The organism is Streptomyces sp. NPDC059816 (genome assembly GCF_042732055.1).
Taxonomy (GTDB): Bacteria; Actinomycetota; Actinomycetes; order Streptomycetales; family Streptomycetaceae; genus Streptomyces.
The window spans coordinates 131,172-151,840 of record NZ_JBHWIQ010000011.1; the positions used below are offsets into that span (position 1 = coordinate 131,172).

At 73.1% G+C, this 20,669-nt stretch carries 19 protein-coding genes and 1 pseudogene; 19 read left to right on the top strand and 1 reads right to left on the bottom strand.

What is annotated here, in order from left to right; genetic code table 11:
• The first annotated feature begins 37 nt into the window (after positions 1–37).
• The 19 genes from ACFV88_RS16860 to ACFV88_RS16950 all read left to right on the top strand — a co-directional run bounded on the left by ACFV88_RS16860 (position 38) and on the right by ACFV88_RS16950 (position 19,621).
• The gene (locus tag ACFV88_RS16860) at positions 38–2,578 is read left to right on the top strand and encodes a [protein-PII] uridylyltransferase (RefSeq protein WP_385491522.1); all 2,541 of its coding nucleotides are present in this window, start codon (positions 38–40) and stop codon (positions 2,576–2,578) included.
• Positions 2,579–2,714: 136 nt separating this feature from the next.
• On the top strand, positions 2,715–4,253 hold the full coding sequence (gene ffh / locus ACFV88_RS16865; protein ID WP_385491525.1) for a signal recognition particle protein: 1,539 nt from the start codon (positions 2,715–2,717) through the stop codon (positions 4,251–4,253).
• A 1,290-nt stretch (positions 4,254–5,543) separates the two neighbouring features.
• The gene (locus ACFV88_RS16870; RefSeq protein ID WP_385491527.1) at positions 5,544–6,140 is read left to right on the top strand and encodes a hypothetical protein; all 597 of its coding nucleotides are present in this window, start codon (positions 5,544–5,546) and stop codon (positions 6,138–6,140) included.
• 628 nt (positions 6,141–6,768) lie between these two features.
• A complete protein-coding gene (gene rpsP / locus ACFV88_RS16875) occupies positions 6,769–7,197 on the top strand; it encodes a 30S ribosomal protein S16 (protein ID WP_385491530.1) in 429 nt (142 codons plus the stop codon).
• Positions 7,198–7,201: 4 nt separating this feature from the next.
• Positions 7,202–7,438 carry an RNA-binding protein gene (locus tag ACFV88_RS16880; protein ID WP_040247777.1) on the top strand — a complete coding sequence of 79 codons (237 nt, stop codon included), beginning with the start codon at positions 7,202–7,204 and terminating at the stop codon, positions 7,436–7,438.
• A 188-nt stretch (positions 7,439–7,626) separates the two neighbouring features.
• Entirely contained in the window at positions 7,627–8,235 is a 609-nt protein-coding gene (gene rimM, locus ACFV88_RS16885; protein ID WP_385491532.1) for a ribosome maturation factor RimM, read from the top strand.
• Positions 8,235–9,056 (top strand): tRNA (guanosine(37)-N1)-methyltransferase TrmD, encoded by an 822-nt coding sequence (gene trmD, locus ACFV88_RS16890; protein WP_385491536.1) that lies wholly within the window; start codon positions 8,235–8,237, stop codon positions 9,054–9,056. Before rimM ends, trmD begins: the two co-directional genes overlap by 1 nt.
• Before the next feature lie 137 nt (positions 9,057–9,193).
• The gene (rplS, locus tag ACFV88_RS16895; protein ID WP_385491539.1) at positions 9,194–9,544 is read left to right on the top strand and encodes a 50S ribosomal protein L19; all 351 of its coding nucleotides are present in this window, start codon (positions 9,194–9,196) and stop codon (positions 9,542–9,544) included.
• Between the two features lie 256 nt (positions 9,545–9,800).
• Entirely contained in the window at positions 9,801–10,565 is a 765-nt protein-coding gene (gene lepB / locus ACFV88_RS16900; RefSeq protein ID WP_385491542.1) for a signal peptidase I, read from the top strand.
• Positions 10,558–11,697 carry a signal peptidase I gene (lepB, locus tag ACFV88_RS16905; RefSeq protein ID WP_385491545.1) on the top strand — a complete coding sequence of 380 codons (1,140 nt, stop codon included), beginning with the start codon at positions 10,558–10,560 and terminating at the stop codon, positions 11,695–11,697. Before lepB (ACFV88_RS16900) ends, lepB (ACFV88_RS16905) begins: the two co-directional genes overlap by 8 nt.
• Positions 11,615–12,505 (top strand): signal peptidase I, encoded by an 891-nt coding sequence (gene lepB / locus ACFV88_RS16910; protein WP_385491794.1) that lies wholly within the window; start codon positions 11,615–11,617, stop codon positions 12,503–12,505. Before lepB (ACFV88_RS16905) ends, lepB (ACFV88_RS16910) begins: the two co-directional genes overlap by 83 nt.
• A 163-nt stretch (positions 12,506–12,668) precedes the next feature.
• Positions 12,669–13,448 carry a signal peptidase I gene (gene lepB, locus ACFV88_RS16915; RefSeq protein ID WP_385491547.1) on the top strand — a complete coding sequence of 260 codons (780 nt, stop codon included), beginning with the start codon at positions 12,669–12,671 and terminating at the stop codon, positions 13,446–13,448.
• Positions 13,449–13,510: 62 nt separating this feature from the next.
• Complete coding sequence (locus ACFV88_RS16920) at positions 13,511–14,050, top strand: NUDIX hydrolase (RefSeq protein WP_385491550.1); 540 nt, start codon at positions 13,511–13,513, stop codon at positions 14,048–14,050.
• A 55-nt stretch (positions 14,051–14,105) separates the two neighbouring features.
• Complete coding sequence (locus ACFV88_RS16925; RefSeq protein WP_385491553.1) at positions 14,106–14,414, top strand: DUF2469 domain-containing protein; 309 nt, start codon at positions 14,106–14,108, stop codon at positions 14,412–14,414.
• A 257-nt stretch (positions 14,415–14,671) separates the two neighbouring features.
• Positions 14,672–15,034 carry a YraN family protein gene (locus tag ACFV88_RS16930; RefSeq protein WP_385491556.1) on the top strand — a complete coding sequence of 121 codons (363 nt, stop codon included), beginning with the start codon at positions 14,672–14,674 and terminating at the stop codon, positions 15,032–15,034.
• Complete coding sequence (locus ACFV88_RS16935) at positions 15,034–16,653, top strand: YifB family Mg chelatase-like AAA ATPase (protein WP_385491559.1); 1,620 nt, start codon at positions 15,034–15,036, stop codon at positions 16,651–16,653. The genes ACFV88_RS16930 and ACFV88_RS16935 overlap by 1 nt, the downstream gene beginning before the upstream one ends.
• Positions 16,650–17,801, top strand: coding sequence for a DNA-processing protein DprA (dprA, locus tag ACFV88_RS16940; protein WP_385491562.1), 1,152 nt, complete (start codon positions 16,650–16,652; stop codon positions 17,799–17,801). Before ACFV88_RS16935 ends, dprA begins: the two co-directional genes overlap by 4 nt.
• Before the next feature lie 225 nt (positions 17,802–18,026).
• Complete coding sequence (whiG, locus tag ACFV88_RS16945) at positions 18,027–18,863, top strand: RNA polymerase sigma factor WhiG (RefSeq protein ID WP_385491565.1); 837 nt, start codon at positions 18,027–18,029, stop codon at positions 18,861–18,863.
• A gap of 200 nt (positions 18,864–19,063) precedes the next feature.
• Entirely contained in the window at positions 19,064–19,621 is a 558-nt protein-coding gene (locus ACFV88_RS16950) for a TetR/AcrR family transcriptional regulator (RefSeq protein WP_385491567.1), read from the top strand.
• A 260-nt stretch (positions 19,622–19,881) separates the two neighbouring features.
• Here ACFV88_RS16950 and ACFV88_RS16955 read toward each other — a convergent pair.
• Positions 19,882–20,520: pseudogene (locus ACFV88_RS16955) on the bottom strand (peptidoglycan DD-metalloendopeptidase family protein); the annotation flags it as partial.
• Positions 20,521–20,669 lie beyond the last annotated feature (149 nt).

Below are 20,669 nucleotides of genomic sequence, written 5' to 3' on the forward strand. Positions count from 1 at the left end.
GATGACCCACGGGGGAACGAGAGAACGGAGCCGCCGGGTGACCACCGTCGACCAGCACCGCAGCACCCCGGAACCCGACGGACCCGACGGGCCGGTGCAGGGCCCCTCGCCCAGCGGCTACGCGGCGGCCAGGGTGCGCCTCCTGCACGGGCGCTCCCGCACCGGCCCCGAACGCCGCGCCGCCCTCTCCGCCCTCACCGACGACTGGCTCGCCGCCCTGTTCCAAGCCGCCGACGCACCGCGGGGCGTCAGCCTCGTCGCCGTCGGCGGCTACGGGCGGGGCGAACTCTCCCCGCGCAGCGACCTCGACCTGCTGCTCCTGCACGACGGCGGGGACCGGACCCGGACCGCCGCCCTGGCCGACCGGCTCTGGTACCCCGTCTGGGACCTCGGCCTCGCCCTCGACCACTCCGTGCGCACCCCCGCCGAAACGCGCCGCACCGCCACCGACGACCTCAAGGTCCAACTCGGCCTCCTCGACGCCAGGCACCTCGCCGGCGACCCGGCCCTCACCGCCGCGCTGCGCGCCACCGCCCTCGCCGACTGGCGCAACCACGCCCCCAAGCGGCTGCCCGCACTGCGCGACCTGTGCGCCGAACGCGCCGCGCGCCACGGCGAACTCGCCCACCTCCTCGAACCCGACCTCAAGGAGGCCCGCGGCGGACTGCGCGACGCCACCGCCCTGGCCGCCGTCGCCGCCTCCTGGCTCGCCGACGCGCCCCGGCACGGCCTCGCCGACGCCCGCCGGCGCCTCCTCGACGCCCGTGACGCCCTCCACCTCACCACCGGCCGCGCCACCGACCGCCTCGCCCTCCAGGAACAGGACCAGGTCGCCGCCGCCCTCGGCCTCCTCGACGCCGACGCCCTGCTCCGCCAGGTCTACGAAGCCGGCCGCGTCCTCGCCTACGCCGCCGAGGTCACCTGGCGCGAGGTCGGCCGGGTGCTGCGCGCCCGCGCCGCCCGCCCCCGGCTGCGGGCCGTCCTCACCGGTCGGGGCCGCGGTACCGACCCCACCCCCCGCACCCCGCTCGCCGAAGGCGTCGTCGAACACGACGGCGAGGTGTCCCTGGCCCGCAGCGCCCGCCCCGAACGCGACCCGGTGCTCCCGCTGCGCGCCGCCGCCGCTGCCGCCCAGGCCGCACTGCCGCTCTCCCCGCACGCGGTGCGCCACCTCGCCCGCTCCACCGGGCCGCTGCCCGTGCCCTGGCCCGCCGAGGCCCGCGAACAGTTCGTCACCCTCCTCGGCGCCGGTCACCCCACCGTCCAGGTGTGGGAGGCGCTGGAAGCCGGGGGACTGGTCAGCCGACTGCTGCCCGACTGGGAACGGGTGCGCTGCCGCCCCCAGCGCAACGCGGTCCACACCTGGACCGTCGACCGGCACCTGGTCGAGACCGCCGTCCGGGCCGCCGCCCTCACCCGGCGGGTCGCCCGCCCCGACCTGCTGCTGGTCGCCGCCCTGCTGCACGACATCGGCAAGGGCTGGCCCGGCGACCACGTGGTCACCGGCGCCACCATCGCCCGGGACACCGCCGCCCGCATCGGCTTCGACCCGGCCGACACGGCGGTCCTCGCCACCCTGGTCCGCCACCACCTGCTGCTCGTGGACACCGCCACCCGACGCGACCTGGACGACCCCGCCACCGTGGCGACCGTCGCCGGGGCCGTCCGCACCACCGGCACCCTGGAACTGCTGCACGCCCTCACCGAGGCCGACGCCCTCGCCACCGGCCCGGCCGCCTGGTCCACCTGGCGCGGCACCCTCGTCGCCGACCTGGTCCGCAGGGTCGCCGACCGACTCGGCGGGACGCCCCCCGCCGCACCGACCGTGGCGTCGGCGGCGTCGTTGTCGGCGGGGTTGTCGGGGGGGTGCGCCGACCACGAACGGCTCGTCGTCGAGGCCCACCGCACCGGCGGCCCGGTCCTCGCGCTACGGGCCCAACAACCGCCGCCCCCGGCCGGTTCCGGCGACGGCGACCACCCCGAGCCCCTCGGCGTCGAACTGCTCGTCGCCGTCCCCGACCGGCCCGGTGTGCTGCCCGCCGTCGCCGGGGTCCTCGCCACCCACCGGCTCACCGTGCGCGCCGCCGAACTCCGCGAGCAGGCCCTCCCCGCCGGGCTCGGCACCGAATCCGCCGACGGCCCGGGCGGTGCGGTGCTCCTCCTCGACTGGCGGGTGGGCGCCCAGTACGGGTCGCTGCCACAGGCCGCCCGGCTCCGCGCCGACCTGGTCCGGGCCCTCGACGGCTCCCTCGACATCGCCGCGCGCCTCGCCGAGCGGGACGCCGCGCACCCCCGGCGCCGGGGCATCGAACCGCCCCCGCCGCAGGTCACCGTGGCCGGGTCCGCCTCCCGGCAGGCCACCGTCATCGAGGTCCGCGCCCAGGACGCCCCCGGACTGCTGCACCGCATCGGACAGGCCCTGGAACGCGCGGGGGTACGGGTCCGCAGCGCGCACGTGAGCACCCTGGGTGCCAATGCCGTGGACGCCTTCTACGTCACCGACCCGGCCGGTGCGCCCCTGGCCGCCGACCGGGCCGCCGCACTCGCCCGGGACCTGGAGTCCGCCCTGCGGGGGTGAGCGCCGGAGCGCCCGGACGACGGGCCCGCCACCACACCGGTACGGGACCCGTCGCAGAGGGTCCTACGGCTGGCGGGACCGATTACCCTGGGGGACGACCCGTCCGCCCCCTTCGACCCGAGGATTCGCGACCGCCGTGTTCGACACTCTCCAGGATCGCCTCGCAGCGACATTCAAGAACCTCCGCGGCAAGGGTCGCCTGAGCGAGGCGGACATCGACGCCACCGCGCGGGAGATCCGTATCGCCCTCCTTGAGGCGGACGTCGCACTCCCCGTCGTCCGGGCCTTCATCAAGCAGGTCAAGGAGCGGGCGACCGGCGCCGAGGTGTCGCAGGCGCTCAACCCCGCGCAGCAGGTCATCAAGATCGTCAACGAGGAACTGGTCGGCATCCTCGGCGGCGAGACCCGCCGACTGCGGTTCGCGAAGACCGCGCCGACCGTGATCATGCTCGCCGGTCTCCAGGGCGCGGGCAAGACCACCCTCGCCGGCAAGCTCGGCCGCTGGCTCAAGAGTCAGGGCCACTCGCCGCTGCTCGTCGCGTGCGACCTCCAGCGCCCCAACGCCGTCAACCAGCTCAGCGTGGTCGCCGAGCGGGCCGAGGTCGGCGTGTACGCCCCCCAGCCGGGCAACGGGGTGGGCGACCCGGTCCAGGTCGCCAAGGACTCCATCGAGTACGCGCGCTCCAAGCAGTACGACATCGTCATCGTCGACACCGCCGGACGCCTCGGCATCGACCAGGAACTGATGCAGCAGGCGGCCGACATCCGGGACGCGGTCTCCCCGGACGAGGTGCTGTTCGTCGTCGACGCGATGATCGGTCAGGACGCCGTCAACACCGCGGAGGCGTTCCGCGACGGCGTCGGCTTCGACGGCGTGGTGCTGTCCAAGCTCGACGGCGACGCCCGTGGTGGTGCCGCGCTGTCGATCGCGCACGTGACCGGCCGTCAGATCATGTTCGCGTCCAACGGCGAGAAGCTGGACGACTTCGACGCGTTCCACCCGGACCGGATGGCCTCGCGCATCCTGGGCATGGGTGACGTCCTCACCCTGATCGAGAAGGCCGAGCAGACCTTCTCGAAGCAGGAGGCCGAGGAGATGGCCTCCAAGCTCGCCTCCAGCAAGGGCAAGGACTTCACGCTCGACGACTTCCTCGCCCAGATGGAACAGGTCCGCAAGATGGGCTCCATCAGCAAGCTGCTCGGCATGCTGCCGGGCATGGGGCAGATCAAGGACCAGATCAACAACCTGGACGAGCGGGACGTGGACCGCACCGCGGCGATCATCAAGTCGATGACGCCCGCGGAGCGGCAGGACCCGACGATCATCAACGGATCGCGTCGGGCCCGGGTCGCCCGGGGCTCCGGCGTCGAGGTCAGCGCGGTCAAGAACCTGGTGGAGCGGTTCTTCGAGGCCCGCAAGATGATGTCCCGGATGGCCCAGGGCGGCGGGATGCCCGGCATGCCCGGCATCCCGGGCATGGGTGGCGGCCCCGGTCGCCAGAAGAAGAAGCAGAAGATCGCCAAGGGCAAGCAGCGGTCGGGCAACCCGATGAAGCGCAAGCAGCAGGAGGAGGAGGCCGCCACCCGCCGTGAGCAGGGCGCGGCCTTCGGACTGCCCGACCAGCCCGCGCAGAACTTCGAACTGCCCGACGAGTTCAAGAAGTTCATGGGCTGACCTCTCCACGGCGGTGGGGCGGCCGAGGGTCGCCCCACCATCCGTACCGGGACCGCGCTCCCACCCCCGACGCCAACTCCGTTACGACGGGAACCCGTTGGAGTCAGGGGTGGAGCGCACCCCTGATCGACGGTGGCGCGTCAACCCGGCGCCCGATCGGATTCCCGGCCCCCGGGCGCCGCCCCGTACCATGCCCGGATGGCACAGGCACCCGTCCTCACCGCTCGGACCGAGGACTTCCCCCGCCGGTACCAAGTCCTCGCGACCGAGGCGGAGTTGGCCGTCAACGGGCCGGTGCGCGGTACCCCGGTCATCCGACCGTACGGGTACGGCCGGGGGGAGCGGACGCGGCCCGACCCGGACGACCCGACCCGCGAGCTCGAACACGTCGAGGCCTTCGTGGTGATCACGCACGGCGACGAACACGGCCTGCGCGTCCCGCCGCGTCCTGCGCCGGTCCGGGCGGCCAAGCGGGGCGAAGGGGTGCACGCAGCCGTCCGGGCGACCGCCGACCGGCTCCGCGTGGCGGGCGTCCGGGCCCAGCTGGACGACCGCCCCGGCCTCGCCTTCGGACGATGCTCCGTGGACCGGGAGTTGACGGGCGTTCCGCTGCGCGTGGACAGCGGGCCCCGGGACGTCGGGAGCGGTACCGGGGTCCTCGTGCGGCGCGTCCCCGACGGCAAGAAACCCGTGACATCCCACGCGCTCGCGGCGGTGGTGCCGGATATCCTGGCCGGGCGCTCCTGCTCACCCAGGCCCGCGAGCGCCGCCTCTCCCGCACCGCCGACGTCACCAACGTCGCGGACGCCGTGGAGGCCGCCGTCTCGGGTGGCCGGGCCCGCATCCCCCGGGCCGCACCGGGTGCCGAAGGGCAGAAACGACTCGCCCGGCACGGGGTGTCCGTCCGCTGTCCGATCGCCGAGAACGACACCGTTCCCGCGGCCGAGGACCTGCTGGGGGAACCCCGCCGTCGTGGCCCGCCTCTACTACATCGTGGCGATCCCGACGCACGAGACGCCGAGCACCGCCCCGTGGCACGTGCCGGTGCCATACGTCGATCGGCCGAAACCCGTCGGTCGTACCGGACCGCCCGGGGTACGGCGCCCGGCGGGACAGCTCGCCGCCCGTGCACCTCTTCTCCCTACATATCCGCAGATCAGCGCACCCGGACCCATCCCTGGGGGTGCGCCACGGATCAGGTGCAGAACAACGCAAACTGACGGGTACGTGCAAAATATTTGGGATGCCCCGGAATAGGAACACGGAGGCACTCCGGCTCGTTGTCACGACGTGAGCACGACACCACCAGTTCTCGCCGCAGAGCTGGCAGCCGCGTGGGCCGACATTCAAAGGCACCACCCCGAGCTGCCGGACCTGGCCGCGCCCGAATCACTGATCGGAGAGTCGTCGTCCGCCTGCGGGCACGAACTCTCCTTCGAGCGACTCCTCCATGAGGCAGTCCACGGCATCGCCGCCGCGCGAGGTGTCCGCGACACCTCGCGCGCCGGCCGCTACCACAACCGCAGATTCCTCGCGATCGCCGAGGAGATGGGCCTCGACCATCCGGAGGAACCACACCCGAGCAGTGGTTTCTCCCTGGTCACCCTGAACGTCGAGGCCAAGAAGCGGTACCGCCCGACCATCGATCGCCTCCAGCGCGCGCTCAGGGCGCACACGGCGGCGACCGAGTCCGACAACGTGGCCCGCACCTTCCGCGGTCCCGCCGCGCGGCACGGCTCCTCCGGGGGCGGTGTCCGTGTCAAGGCGGTCTGCGACTGCGGGCGCAACGTGCGCGTCGTTCCGTCGGTCCTCGCGCAGGCGCCGATCGTCTGCGGGGGGTGCGGGAAGCCCTTCCGCATCCCCGAACCCGTCGCGGTGGCCAGCTGACGGCCGCCACGACGGGATGAGGACGGACCGCGCAGCCGGCGAGCGCCGGGCGGAACCGTCCGGAACGTGCGGATGCACAGGGCGTGACGTGGGGGCGTCGCGCGAGGGCATCCGGAGCGTTCCGACCTGACGCCGGGGGCGTCGGGGCTCAGCAAGGGGGACCACTTCTCAAGGTTTCGGCGCGCGGCGAGCGGGCTCGCGGAGTCACGTTCCGCTTCCGTCACGCGTCACGGCGGCCGATCAGGACGGCCGCGGGTCGGACCGTCCGCGAGGGCCGCGGACGGCCAGCAGTTCCCGTACCGCCCGCGCGGCGGACCCTCGACCGTGGAGACCACCACCCGTCAGGTAGGTGGTGGTCCGCACCGTCGGGGGGTCGGCGCGCAGCGGCACCCGGTGGTACGGAGCAGCGCTCAGCACTCACGCAGTACCCGTCAGTACGGGTGAGGGGGCGTCCGGACGCGATTCGGGCGCCCCCTCCCTCATGTGGCACAATGACTAGCTGTACTCGACGGCCGCACAGGACCCCTCTCTCCTCCGGCTGACGCGTCCATCGGGCAACTCGGGTACCGCAACCCCACGCGGCAATCCGTCGTGCCCACACCCGTCAACACCAGGAGACACCACTCCCGTGGCAGTCAAGATCAAGCTGAAGCGTCTGGGCAAGATCCGTTCGCCTCACTACCGCATCGTCGTCGCCGACTCCCGTACCCGCCGTGACGGCCGGGCCATCGAGGAGATCGGCCTGTACCACCCGGTGCAGAACCCGTCGCGCATCGAGGTCGACGCCGAGCGCGTCGCCTACTGGCTGGGTGTCGGCGCGCAGCCGACCGAGCCCGTGCTCGCGATTCTGAAGAAGACCGGCGACTGGCAGAAGTTCAAGGGCGAGCCCGCCCCGGCTCCGCTGCTCGTCGCGGCCGAGAAGGCCGCCCGCCCCCTGTTCGAGTCGCTTGGTGGCGAGTCGGACGGCAAGGGCGAGGCCATCACGCAGAAGAAGAAGGCTGACAAGGCTGAGAAGAAGGACGAGGCTGCCGCCGAGTCTGAGTCGACCGAGGGCTGACGAGATGCTTGAGGAGGCTCTTGAGCACCTCGTGAAGGGCATCGTCGACAATCCGGACGACGTGCAGGTCGCCTCGCGCAACCTGCGCCGCGGACGCGTTCTGGAGGTTCGGGTCCACCCCGATGACCTCGGGAAGGTGATCGGCCGCAACGGCCGCACCGCACGCGCCCTGCGGACCGTCGTGGGCGCCATCGGCGGCCGTGGCATCCGCGTCGACCTCGTCGACGTCGACCAGGTCTGAATCCGCCCACCGGGCGCGCCCGACCCCCAGGGGTCGCGGCCCGCTCGCACGGCGGTTCTCACAGTGATGGCTGAAGTACTGGGGCCGGGGGTGAACCACCCCCGGCCCCAGTACGTTCCCCGGCCACCTCCCCGCTCCACCCCTGCTTTCCGTCCGCCCCAGTCGTCCCCTCACCAGGAGCAAGACACGTGCAGCTCGTAGTCGCGCGGATCGGCCGCGCCCACGGGATCAAGGGCGAGGTCACCGTCGAGGTGCGCACCGACGAACCCGAACTGCGGCTCGCCCCCGGTGCCGTCCTCGCCACCGATCCGGCCGCCACGGGCCCCCTCACCATCGAGACCGGCCGCGTCCACAGCGGACGGCTGCTGCTGCGCTTCGCCGGAGTGCGCGACCGCGGCGCCGCCGAAGCCCTGCGCAACACCCTGCTCATCGCCGAGATCGACCCAGACGAGAGCCCGGCCGAGCCCGACGAGTACTACGACCACCAGCTCATGGACCTCGACGTCGTCACCATCGACGGCACCCCGGTCGGCCGGATCACCGAGATCTCCCACCTGCCCTCGCAGGACCTGTTCGTCGTGGAGCGCCCCGACGGCAGGGAGGAACTGATCCCCTTCGTCGAGGAGATCGTCGTGGAGATCGACCTCGCCGAGCAGCGCGCCGTCATCGACCCGCCGCCCGGTCTGATCGACGACCGGGCGGAGGTCGCCTCCGCCCGGGACGCCGAGGCCGGGAACACCTCCGGTGCGGGCGACACGTCCGGTGCGGGCACGGGGACGGTCGGGGACGGCGTCTGATGCGGATCGACGTCGTCACGATCTTCCCCGAGTACCTGAACCCGCTCGACGTCTCCCTCGTCGGCAAGGCGCGCGCCCGCGGACAGCTCGGTGTGCACGTCCACGACCTGCGGAACTGGACCCACGACCGGCACCACACCGTCGACGACACCCCCTACGGGGGCGGTCCGGGCATGGTCATGAAGACCGAGCCCTGGGGCGAGGCGCTGGACGAGGTCGTCGCCGACGGCTACGAATCCGGTGCGCACGGCCCCGCGCTCGTCGTCCCCACCCCGAGCGGGCGCCCCTTCACCCAGGAACTCGCCGTCGAACTCTCCGCGCGGCCCTGGCTGATCTTCGCGCCCGCGCGCTACGAGGGCATCGACCGGCGCGTCACGGACGAGTACGCGACGCGGACCCCGGTCTACGAGGTGTCCATCGGCGACTACGTGCTCGCGGGCGGCGAGGCGGCCGTCCTGGTGATCACCGAGGCGGTGGCCCGGCTGCTGCCCGGCGTCCTCGGCAACGCCGAGTCCCACCGGGACGACTCCTTCGCCCCCGGGGCGATGGCGGACCTGCTCGAAGGCCCCGTCTACACCAAGCCCCCCGAGTGGCGCGGTCGCGGCATCCCCGAGGTGCTGGTCAGCGGCCACCACGGCAAGATCGCCCGCTGGCGCCGCGACGAGGCCCTACATCGCACCAGCCGCCACCGACCCGACCTGATCGAGCGGGCCGACCCGGCCGCGTTCGACAAGAAGGACCGCGAGACCCTGTCGATCCTGGGCTGGGCGCCCGGCGCCGACGGTCGATTTGGGCGGACCGCGCACACCGTGGAACAATGAGCCGTTGTCGTGCGTCGCTCGGCGTGCGCCCCTGCCACAGGGGGACACGACGCCCGCTCCAGTGGGCACGACACCCCACTACCACCTCCCAAGAGATTCGCCGATGACCTGTGGCATGGGCGAGGAAGCAGACGATCATGTCCCACCTGCTCGACACCGTCGACAACGCGTCGCTGCGCAGCGACGTCCCGGCCTTCCGCCCGGGTGACACCGTCAACGTCCACGTGCGCGTCATCGAGGGCAACCGCTCCCGTGTGCAGCAGTTCAAGGGCGTCGTCATCCGTCGCCAGGGCTCGGGCGTCCGTGAGACCTTCACGGTCCGCAAGGTCTCCTTCTCCGTCGGCGTCGAGCGCACCTTCCCGGTGCACACCCCGATCGTCGAGAAGATCGAGCTCGTCACCCGCGGTGACGTGCGTCGCGCGAAGCTCTACTACCTGCGCGACCTGCGCGGCAAGGCCGCGAAGATCAAGGAGAAGCGCGACAACTGAGTCGTCGCACCGCTCCCCGGTCCCCGACCGCGGCACCCCTGGTGCCTCGATGGGACCGGGTGACGTGCGTCACGGCCACTCGCGCCCGCGGGTCCTCATCGGTGCCGGATAGCATCAGGCACCGATGGACACCGCAGCACAGCGATCGGAACGCGACCGTTCCTCCCGTTCCTCCGCATCCGGGCCCGCCCCGGAGCCGGGGGACCCGGAGGGGCGGTCGCGTTCCGTTTCCGCCGAACCCCCCACCGAACCGGCCGTGGAGCCCGCCCCGGCCCCCGCTGATCCCGACCCCGGTGCCCCCGGCCCGCCCGGTGTTCCCGACGGGCCCGACTCGGCCGAGCCGTCGGAGTCAGGTGAGTCACCCGGGTCACTGGAGGCGTCGGAGGCGTCGGAGGCCCGAGGGGGCCGCTCCCGGCTCGCCGAGTGGCTGCCCGGCGGCCGGTTGACGCTCGCCGTCCTGGTCCTGCTGGTGCTCCTGCTGCTGGTCACCACGTTCGTACTGAAGCCCTTCGCGATCCCCAGCTCCTCCATGGAGCCGGGACTGCGCGCAGGAGACCGCGTCCTCGTCAACAAGTTGGCGTACCGTCTGGGGGCGGAGCCGCAGCGGGGGGACGTCGTGGTCTTCGACGGCACCGGCTACTTCGGCGACGCCCACTACATCAAGCGCATCGTCGGCACCGGCGGTGACCGGGTGGTGTGCTGCGACCGGCGGGGGAGGATCGAGGTGAACGGCCGAGCCGTGGACGAGCCCTACCTGGGCCCCGGCGAACGGCCCTCACAGGTTCCCTTCGACGTGGTCGTGCCCGGCGCGAGCCTGTTCCTCCTGGGCGACCACCGCTCCGCCTCCAGCGACTCCCGGGACCACCTGGGCTCGCCCGGCGGCGGCATGATCCCGCTCGACCACGTCATCGGCCGGGCCGAGTGGATCACCTGGCCCTTCGACCGACTGACCGGAGTCGACCGCGGGGGCGGTTTCGCGCGCGTACCCGATCCGCCCGCCGTCGGCGGCGGCCATGGGTAGTCGCCGGCGCCCCCGCTCCGGCCCCGGCGCCGACCCCCGGCTGCCGACCGGCACCCGGCCCACCGGCCCGCCCGGCCGCGCCGAACGCCGCAAGCTCGCGCGCAAGGTTAAGCGCCGCCGCCGGCGCTCCGCGCTGAAGGAGATACCGCTGCTGCTCGGTGCGGCGGCCCTGATAGCCCTGGTCCTGAAGACCTTCCTGGTCCAGGCGTTCGTCATCCCGTCCGGTTCCATGGAGCAGACCATCCGGATCGGGGACCGGGTACTGGTCGACAAGCTGACGCCCTGGTTCGGCGGCAAGCCGGAGCGTGGTGACGTCGTCGTGTTCAAGGACCCCGGCGGCTGGCTCGGGGACGAACCGGTGCGGCCCCCCGACGACCCCGTCGTCATCAAACAGGTCAAGCAGGCGCTCGGCTGGATCGGCCTGATGCCCTCCGCGGACGAGCAGGACCTGATCAAGCGCGTCGTGGCCGTCGGCGGTGACACGGTCAAGTGCTGCGACGCGGACGGCAGGGTCACCGTCAACGGCACACCCCTCAACGAGCCGTACGTCAACCCCGGCAACCAACCCTCCGAATTGACGTTCGAGGTCAAGGTCCCCCAGGGCCGGCTGTGGGTCATGGGCGACCACCGCAAGAACTCCGCGGACTCCCGCTACCACCGCACCGGCGGGCACGACGGCACCGTCTCCGAGGAGAGCGTCGTCGGCCGGGCCCTGTTCATCGCCTGGCCGTTCGACCACTGGCGACGGCTCGACGAACCGGACACCTACGCCTCCGTCCCGGATCCGCCCGGGGCGCCGGGCGCTACCGCCGCCCAGGACGCCGCGGTGCCCGTGACGGCCGCGTCGCATAGGGTGTCCTCCGCGGATCACAACGGATTGATCCCCCTCCCGACCCCTGCGGAACTCCCGCTCGTTATGGGAGTGGTGGGCCTGCGTCGCATGTGGGGCAGGCAGCGGTACGGACTGAGGAGTGGATGTGGGGGATTTGGCGGTCGGCGCACGATCCGGTCACGATGGCCCCGAAGAGCGCCCCGGGCGCCCGGGCGGGCTGCCGTCGGACGCGGGCGGCCCGGGGCCCGACCCCGCGCCGCGCAGCGGGGACACCGCACCCACGGGCGGCGGTGGTGGTGACGGGGACACCCCGGACGACGGGGACGAGCGGGGCGGTGGCCAGCCGAAGAAGCCGCGTTCCTTCTGGAAGGAACTGCCGCTGCTCGTCGGCATCGCCCTGGTGCTGGCACTGGTGATCAAGACGTTCCTGGTGCAGGCGTTCTCCATCCCCTCGAACTCCATGCAGGACACCCTCCAGAAGGGTGACCGGGTGCTGGTCGACAAGCTGACCCCCTGGTTCGGGTCCGAACCGGAGCGCGGGGAAGTGATCGTCTTCCACGATCCGGACCAGTGGCTGGCGGGCGAGCCGATCCCCGAGGTCAACGTCATCCAGAAGGGCCTCAGCTGGATCGGCCTGATGCCGTCCGCCGAGGAGAAGGACCTGATCAAGCGGGTCATCGGGGTCGGCGGCGACACCGTGGAGTGCAAGGGCACCGGCCCGGTGCTCCTCAACGGCAAGCCCCTCGACGAGCCGTACGTCTTCCCCGGGGACACCCCGTGTTCGGTGGACGAGTACGGCGGCCAGTTCAAGAAGAAGGTGCCCGAGGGCATGGTGTGGGTCATGGGCGACCACCGCCAGGACTCCCAGGACTCCCGGTACCACCAGCGCGACAAGAACGAGGGCTTCGTCCCCGTCGACGAGGTCGTCGGTCGTGCCGTGGTGATCGCCTGGCCGCCCACCCGCTGGGCGACGCTGCCCGTCCCCGACACCTTCGACCAGCCCGGTCTGAACGCCGCGCTCGGTGCGGCGCCCGGATTCCTGGGCCTAGCCGGCGCGCTGCCGATCGTGCTGTGGCGGCGCAGGGCCGCACGCCGCTCGGCGTCCTAGCCAGGACCGCACGTCCCTCGGTGTCCGCCGTGCACGGTGCACGGCGGACACCGCTGTGCGTGGCGCCTACCGCCGGGTAGGGTGCCGCCCAGAGCACCGGCCCGGGAGCGCCGTCCGCGCCGCCGGGGACCGCTGGCTCGACGATCGGGTACGGGGGGCTGCGATGAGCGGGACCGAAGATTCCGTGGGCACGGTCGACACCGGTGCGCCGGTCCCGGGGCGGACGGGCGCGGCCCTGTCCGGAGTGGCCGTGGCCCTCGGCTGCGTGCTGTTCCTCGGGGCCTTCGCCTGGGGCGCGCTGGTCTACCGGCCCTACACCGTCCCCACCGCTTCCATGGCACCGACCATCGGCACCGGGGACCGGGTCCTCGCCGAGCGCATCGACGGCGAGCAGGTGCGCCGCGGTGACGTGGTCGTCTTCCACCAGGCCGCCTGGGGCGACCTGCCCATGGTCAAACGGGTCGTCGCGGTCGGCGGGGACACCGTCGCCTGCTGCACGGACGGCAGGCTCACCGTCAACGGCACCGCACTGGACGAGCCGTACCTCGCGCCCGCCCAGGCCGCTTCCGTCACGGGCATCCCCACCACCACCGTGCCCGACGACGGGCTGTTCCTGCTCGGCGACGCCCGGGCCGGCTCCCTCGACTCCACCACCCACCTCCAGAGCGCCGGCGGCGCCGTGCCGCGGTCGTCGGTGGTGGCCCGGGTCGACGCCGTCGTCTGGCCGGTGGACGGGGTGCTCGCCCGCCCGGCCGCCTTCGCCGCGCTGCCCGGCGGGGTGTCCGAGCCCGGTCCGCTGCGGCCCCTGCTGACCGCGGCGGTGCTGGGCACGGTGCTGGTCCTGGGCGGGGCCGCGTACGGTCCGCTCGCCCGCCGGGTCGCCCGACGCCGCAAGGGTGCGGCGGCGCCAAAGGACACCGGGGAACCGGTCGGCACCGGATGACTCCGGACGCCCCCGGAGCGCACGGCATACAGTGATCCCAGAGGTCGGGAGGGGACGACGGGATGGGTGAGGCGCCGCAGGACCGACGCGTTCCGCCGCTCGCCCCGGGGCGCCCGCTGCGCAGGGTGGCCCGGGTGGTGCTGCTCGATCCGCACGACCGCGTCCTGCTGCTCCACGGCCACGAGCCGGACGATCCGGCCGACGACTGGTGGTTCACCCCCGGCGGGGGCGTGGAGGGCCGCGAGACCCGTGAACAGGCCGCCGTGCGGGAACTGGCCGAGGAGACCGGCATCACGGACGTGGTGCTGGGGCCCGTGGTGTGGCGCCGGATCTGCTCGTTCCCGTTCGCCGGGCGCCGCTGGGACCAGGACGAGTGGTACTACCTAGCCCGCACCGCCCGCACCGCCGAGGTGGCGCCCGGGGGTGCCGGATTCACCGAGCTGGAACGGCGCAGCGTCGTCGGAGCACGCTGGTGGTCGTGCCGGGAACTGGCCGGGACGCATGAGACGGTGTACCCGACCAGACTCGCCGGACTGTTGCGCCGGCTGCTTGATGAAGGGCCCCCGGCCACTCCCGAGGTCCTGGACACCGAAATCGTCTAGGGCTCCGTGGTGCTGGCGCACAATGGGGGGACGCACGGCTGAAGGGGAACATGCCATGAGCGCCGAGGACCTCGAAAAGTACGAGACCGAGATGGAGCTGAAGCTCTACCGGGAGTACCGCGACGTCGTCGGGCTGTTCACGTACGTGATCGAGACCGAGCGGCGCTTCTACCTCACCAACGACTACGAGATGCAGGTGCAGTCCGTTCAGGGCGAGGTCTTCTTCGAGGTCACGATGGCCGACGCCTGGGTGTGGGACATGTACCGGCCGGCGCGCTTCGTGAAACAGGTGCGGGTGCTCACGTTCAAGGACGTCAACATCGAGGAACTGAACAAGAGCGATCTGGAGCTCCCCGGCAGCTGAGCCTTCCGCGGGCTCGGCCCTCGGTGCCGCGGGCCCTTTCCGGGCACGTCACGAGCGCGATCCACGCACCCCCGGGTGCATCCCGGACGGCTCGGGAGGACCCTCCTGAGTGCTCCACCATGCCGGCACGCGCCCGCTGAGCCACCCTCGGGTTCACTCGATCGAGTGGTGCAGTTATCCACAGGCGCCGGGCTGTCCACCAAGATCCACACGTTGGACGCCCTTGCCGCACCGTGGGTGTCGGAGGTGGTGCCGACATGAACGCACGAGGGGCGCTCGGCAAGTACGGAGAGGACCTGGCCGCCCGGCGGCTGACCGCGGGCGGATGGGCCGTCCTGGCGCGCAACTGGCGCTGCGGCAGGGCGGGCGAGCTCGACATCGTGGCCCGCGAGGGTGACGTCCTGGTGGTCTGCGAGGTCAAGACCCGCCGCGAGGGGCCGTTCCAGCAGCCGCTGGCCGGGGTCACGCCCGACAAGGCCCGGCGGCTGCGTGACCTGGCCCAACGCTGGGTCCAGGAACACGGAGGGGCCCCACCGGGCGGGGTGCGCATCGACGTGGTGGGGGTGCTGGTGCCCCGCCGCGGCGCGCCCCGGATCGAGCACGTGCGGGGAGCGCTCTGATGGGGTTCGCGCGCACCTGTTCGGTGACGCTGGTGGGCGTCGAGGGGGTGGTGGTCGAGGTCCAGGCCGATCTGGAGCCGGGCGTGGCCTCCTTCGCCCTGGTCGGCCTCCCGGACAAGAGCCTGGTGGAGAGCCGGGACCGGGTCAGGGCGGCCGTGGTGAACTCCGGGGGCCAGTGGCCGCAGAAGAAGCTGACGGTCGGGCTCAGCCCCGCCTCGGTGCCCAAGGGCGGCAGCGGATTCGATCTCGCCGTGGCGAGCGCCGTGTTGGGGGCCGCCGAACGCATCGACCCCCGGGTCCTCGCGGACCTGGTGATGGTCGGGGAGCTGGGCCTCGACGGTCGGGTACGGCCCGTCCGCGGGGTGCTCCCCGCGGTCCTCGCGGCGGCCGACGCCGGGTACCGACAGGTCGTCGTCCCGGAGTGCTCGGCCGCGGAGGCGTCCCTCGTCCCCGGGGTCGCCGTCCTCGGGGTGCGCAGCCTGCGTCAGCTCATCGCCGTCCTCACCGACGAACCGGTGCCCGAGGAGGAGCCGGACGACCCCGGTCGTCGCGATCCGGTGCACTCGGGGCTCCATCTGCCCTCGGAGGGCTTCGGTGGCCTCACCACCCGCGGGGGCGGCCGGGAGCACGTGCCCGACCTGTCCGACGTCGTCGGACAACGCTCGGCGCGCGCGGCGATGGAGATCGCCGCCGCCGGGGGACACCACGTGTACCTCCAGGGCCCGCCGGGCGCGGGCAAGACCATGTTGGCGGAGCGGCTCCCGGCGATCCTGCCGCCGCTCAGCCGTGCGGAGTCCCTCGAAGTGACCGCCATCCACTCGGTGGCGGGAACGCTCCCGCCGGACCGCCCGCTGATCGAGAGCGCCCCCTACTGCGCCCCGCACCACTCCTCGACCATGCAGTCCCTGGTCGGCGGCGGCCGGGGCACGGCCCGGCCCGGAGCGGTCTCGCTGGCTCATCGAGGGGTGCTCTTTCTTGACGAAACGCCGGAGTTCGGGGGACATGTCCTCGATGCGCTCCGGCAACCCCTGGAGTCGGGCCACGTGGTCATCGCCCGCAGCGCGGGGGTGGTGCGGCTGCCCGCCCGATTCATGATGGTGCTCGCCGCCAACCCCTGCCCGTGCGGGCGCTTCGGGCAGCGAGGCGCGGGGTGCGAGTGCTCGTCGTCGGCGGTGCGCCGCTACCAGGCGAGACTGTCCGGGCCGCTCCTGGACCGCGTCGACCTCCGGGTGCGCGTCGAGGCCGTGACCCGGGCCGAGTTGGCCGCGGTGGGGGAGCGCCGCGAGAGCACCCGCACCGTCGCCGACCGGGTCCTGGCCGCCCGGGAACGCGCCGCCGACCGGTTCGCCGACACCCCCTGGCGCACCAACGGGGAGGTCCCCGGCCATGCGCTGCGCACCCGGTGGCACGCGGTGGCCGGGGCGCTGGACGAGGCCGAGCGCCGCCTGGAGCGCGGCCTGCTCACCGCACGGGGCCTGGACCGGGTCCTCCGCGTCGCCTGGACGGTGGCCGACCTCGTCGGTCACGACCGCCCGGACGCCGGTGACGTCGAACTCGCCCTCCACCTGCGCACCGGCGCGCCGCCCGGCACGGTACGGGCCCTCGGGACGCCGACATGAACGCGGCCCCCGCGGAACGCCGGGCCCGGGCCGCCCTGACCCGGGTGATCGAACCGGGCGACCAGACCGGCGGGCACTGGTTGCGGACGTACGGGCCGGTGGAGGTGGCCCGGCGACTTGCGGGCGACGGCGAACCACTCCCCGGGGTGACGGCGAAACGCTGGGCGGGGCTGCGGATCAGGGCCGAGCGGATGCGTCCGGAGGCCGACCTCGCCACCGCCCGGGACGTCGGCGTCCGCTTCCTGTGCCCCGGGGACGCCGAGTGGCCCGCTCAACTCGACGACCTCGAAGACGCCCGCCCGATCGGGCTGTGGGTGCGCGGTCGCCCCAGCCTGCGCCTCTGGGCCCTGCGCTCGGTCGCCCTCGTCGGCGCCCGGGCCTGCACCGAGTACGGCGCCCACACCGCCGCGGGCCTCGCCGCCGACCTCAGCGCACGCGGCTGGGTCGTGGTCTCGGGCGGGGCGTACGGGATCGACGGCGCCGCGCACCGCGGTGCCCTCGGCTCCCACGGCGCCACGGTCGCGGTCCTCGCCTGCGGGGTCGACCGCCGCTACCCGCCGGGACACCGCGCCCTGCTCGATCGGATCGGCGAACAGGGCTTGTTGGTGGGCGAGTTGCCGCCCGGCGACCACCCCACCGCCAGTCGGTTCGTGCTGCGCAACCGGGTGATCGCCGCACTCACCCGCGGCACGGTGGTGGTCGAGGCCGCCGTCCGGAGCGGCGCACTGGCCACGGCGCGTTCGGCCGGGCGGCTCGGCCGGTTCGTCATGGGCGTCCCCGGCCCCGTCACCAGCACCCTGTCGATGGGGGTCCACGAACTCCTGCGGGAGCAGGCCGTGCTGGTCAGCGACGCGGCGGAAGTGATCGAACTCATCGGCACCATGGGGCAACTCGCACCCCGCAAGTCAGGCCCCCTCCTGCCCAGGGACCTCCTCGGGCCCGCCGCGACACGGGTGCTCGCCGCGCTCCCGGCCCGGGGAGCCGTCCCGCCCCGGGAGATCGCGAAGGAGGCTGGGGCCACCGAGGACGAAGCGATCGGCAGGCTGTACGAGCTTCACTCGCTGGGGTTCGTCGAACGACACGGCGACGGTTGGCAGTTGACACGCCGAACACGTGACGCCTCCGCCCGGACCGGCCACGGAGCGTGATTGACGCCCCGGACGTCACCCGCACGTGTGCCGTGCCCCTGTGAATCAAGGACCTTGGGGGTGAGGGCACGTCACCGAGAGCGACGCCGCGGACTCGCCCGGGGCACCAACGGAACGTATCTGCGCACAGATGATCCCAGAGTCTTCGCACACCGCGACACTCCAGTCACGCTACGCTCACGAGGATTCCCACCCAGTTCACGGCAGAACGGCACAAGGCGACGAATGCCCCAGCACACCTCCGGGTCTGACCGGGCGGCTGCTCCCCCCGCTGCCCGCGGGAGCGTGCGGCCTCCCGCCCCCTCGACGCTCGACGAACTGTGGAGGTCGTACAAGACGACGGGCGACGACCGTCTGCGCGAGCAGCTGATCCTGCACTACTCGCCGTTGGTCAAGTACGTCGCGGGGCGGGTGAGCGTCGGACTGCCGCCCAATGTGGAGCAGGCCGACTTCGTGTCCTCCGGGGTCTTCGGGCTGATCGACGCGATCGAGAAGTTCGACATCGAGCGGTCCATCAAGTTCGAGACGTACGCGATCACCCGCATCCGGGGCGCGATGATCGACGAACTGCGCGCCCTGGACTGGATCCCCCGGTCCGTCCGGCAGAAGGCCCGCAACGTCGAACGGGCCTACGCGACCCTGGAGGCCCAGCTCAGGCGTACGCCCACGGAGAGCGAGGTCGCCGCCGAGCTGGGGATCGCCCTGGAGGAACTGCACGGTGTCTTCAGTCAGTTGTCCCTGGCCAACGTGGTCGCGTTGGAGGAACTCCTGCACGCCGGCGGTGAGGGCGGCGACCGGTTCAGCCTCATGGACACCCTGGTGGACACCGCCGCGGACGACCCGGTCGAGATCGCCGAGGACCGCGAGCTGCGCCGCTTCCTCGCCCGCGCCATCAACACCCTGCCCGACCGGGAGAAGACCGTCGTCACCCTCTACTACTACGAGGGGCTGACCTTGGCGGAGATCGGACTGGTGCTCGGCGTCACGGAGAGTCGGGTGAGCCAGATCCACACCAAGTCCGTGCTCCAGCTCCGCGCCAAACTGGCTGGATTCGGTCGCTGAACGGCACTCCCGGCCGGAACCGCCCCCCGGGTGCGTCACGGATGGGGTCAGTGGGGCCGTTGAGGCGCGACTAGGGGGGTTGCGGGCGCTCGTTTCGGGTGAGAGGCGCGCCGCGGGTGACGTGTCGAAAGGGTGACCGGCTCCCATGTCGGCCAGCGCGTCCGTAAAGTGGAGGGGTGCCAAGGATTCGAGCGGCCTCAGTGGCCGAGCACCGTTCGATGCAGCGCGCCGCCCTGCTGGACGCCGCGCGGTCCCTGCTGTCCGAAGGAGGCACGGAGGCGCTGACCTTCCCCGCCCTCGCCGAGCGCACCGGTCTCGCCCGGTCCTCGGTGTACGAGTACTTCAAGTCGCGCGCCGCCGTGGTCGAGGAACTGTGCGCCGTCGACTTCCCCGTCTGGGCCGCCGAGGTGGAGGGCGCCATGGCGCTCGCCGAGGACCCCGAGGGCAAGATCGAGGCGTATGTGCGTCGACAGCTCGACCTGGTCGGAGACCGCAGGCACCGGGCCGTCGTCGCCATCTCCGCGAGCGAGTTGGACCGCGGTGCGCGGGAGAAGATCCGCGCCGCCCACGGTGGGTTGGTGACGATGCTCGCGGAGGCGCTGCGCCAGATGGGCCACGCCGAGCCGCGTCTGGTGGCGATGCTGTTGCAGGGGATCGTCGACGCCGCCGCCCGACGGGCGGAGCTGGGGGCGGCGGAGGAACCGGGCGCGATCGCGGACGCCGCGGTGGCCATGGCCCTGCGCGGGGTCCGCGGCTGATCCCCACGGCCTGACCAGCCTGACTGGCTCGTCGGTCCGACGGTCCAGGGGCTCGCGTCGCGCTGGCCGCGTACGGCTCGCTGCGGATGCGGCGGACCCGAAGCGCCGGCGGTGCTGGTGCCCGGGGTCCCCGAGGGCCGCGCCAGGGGCAGGAGCCGGGGCGGGGGATGCCGCAGCAGGTGGGGCGGCAACAGGGACAGCGGGTCCAGGTACGTCCGGTCGCGACGTAGTCCCCAGTGCACACAGGGCTCTGCACAGTGCGAACCCGACGGTTCCACCCGGCCGAGCACGTCCCCGGGGGCGATGCGATCGCCGCGCCGGACCCGGGGCCGCACCGGCTCGTGCGTGATCCTCAGGGCAGGGTCGCCCGTGCCGTCCAGCTCCACGGTGACCACCCCCCGCCCGGCGACCCGGCCCGCGTGGGCCACCCGGCCGGCGGCCACCGCCCGGACCTCCGCCCCCGCGGTCGTCGCCAGATCCACTCCACGGTGACCCGCCGCGTACGGGGTGGGCGGCGGCTCCCACCCCCGGAGCACCGGCGGTCTCGGTTCGAGGGGCCAGGAGACCGCCACCTCGGGCACGCCCTCCGCCGCTTCCCGTTCCCGCTCCGCGCCGGCCGGCCCGACCGCGCCCGTGGAGAGGGGCGCGGGGCGGGCATCGGCGAGCGCCCAGACGCCCCCGCACACCAGTACGGCGGCCAGCACGCTCGCCACCAGTGCTCGGACGGCGAGCATCGCCCGGACCCCTGCCCCGCGGGCGCACCCCGTGCGACGCGCACCGGGCGGCGACCCCTCGACCCCGACCGTGTCGTCGCACCCACGGCTGCCACCACCACCCCCGCGGCCACGTACCCGGTCACCCCGTTGTGCAGGCCACCCCGTCCCACGCCCCCGTGCCATCGCACACCCCCGTGCCCTCCCGCGGCCCGAGCGAGCCGCCGCGTCCACAGTGCCGTGCCGTCACGCCCCGGAGCGGGTCCGTGGACGATCTGTGGACAAGTGGGCGGTTGTGGACAGGGGCGTCACTCGACAGGTTCAAGGTCCCGTAC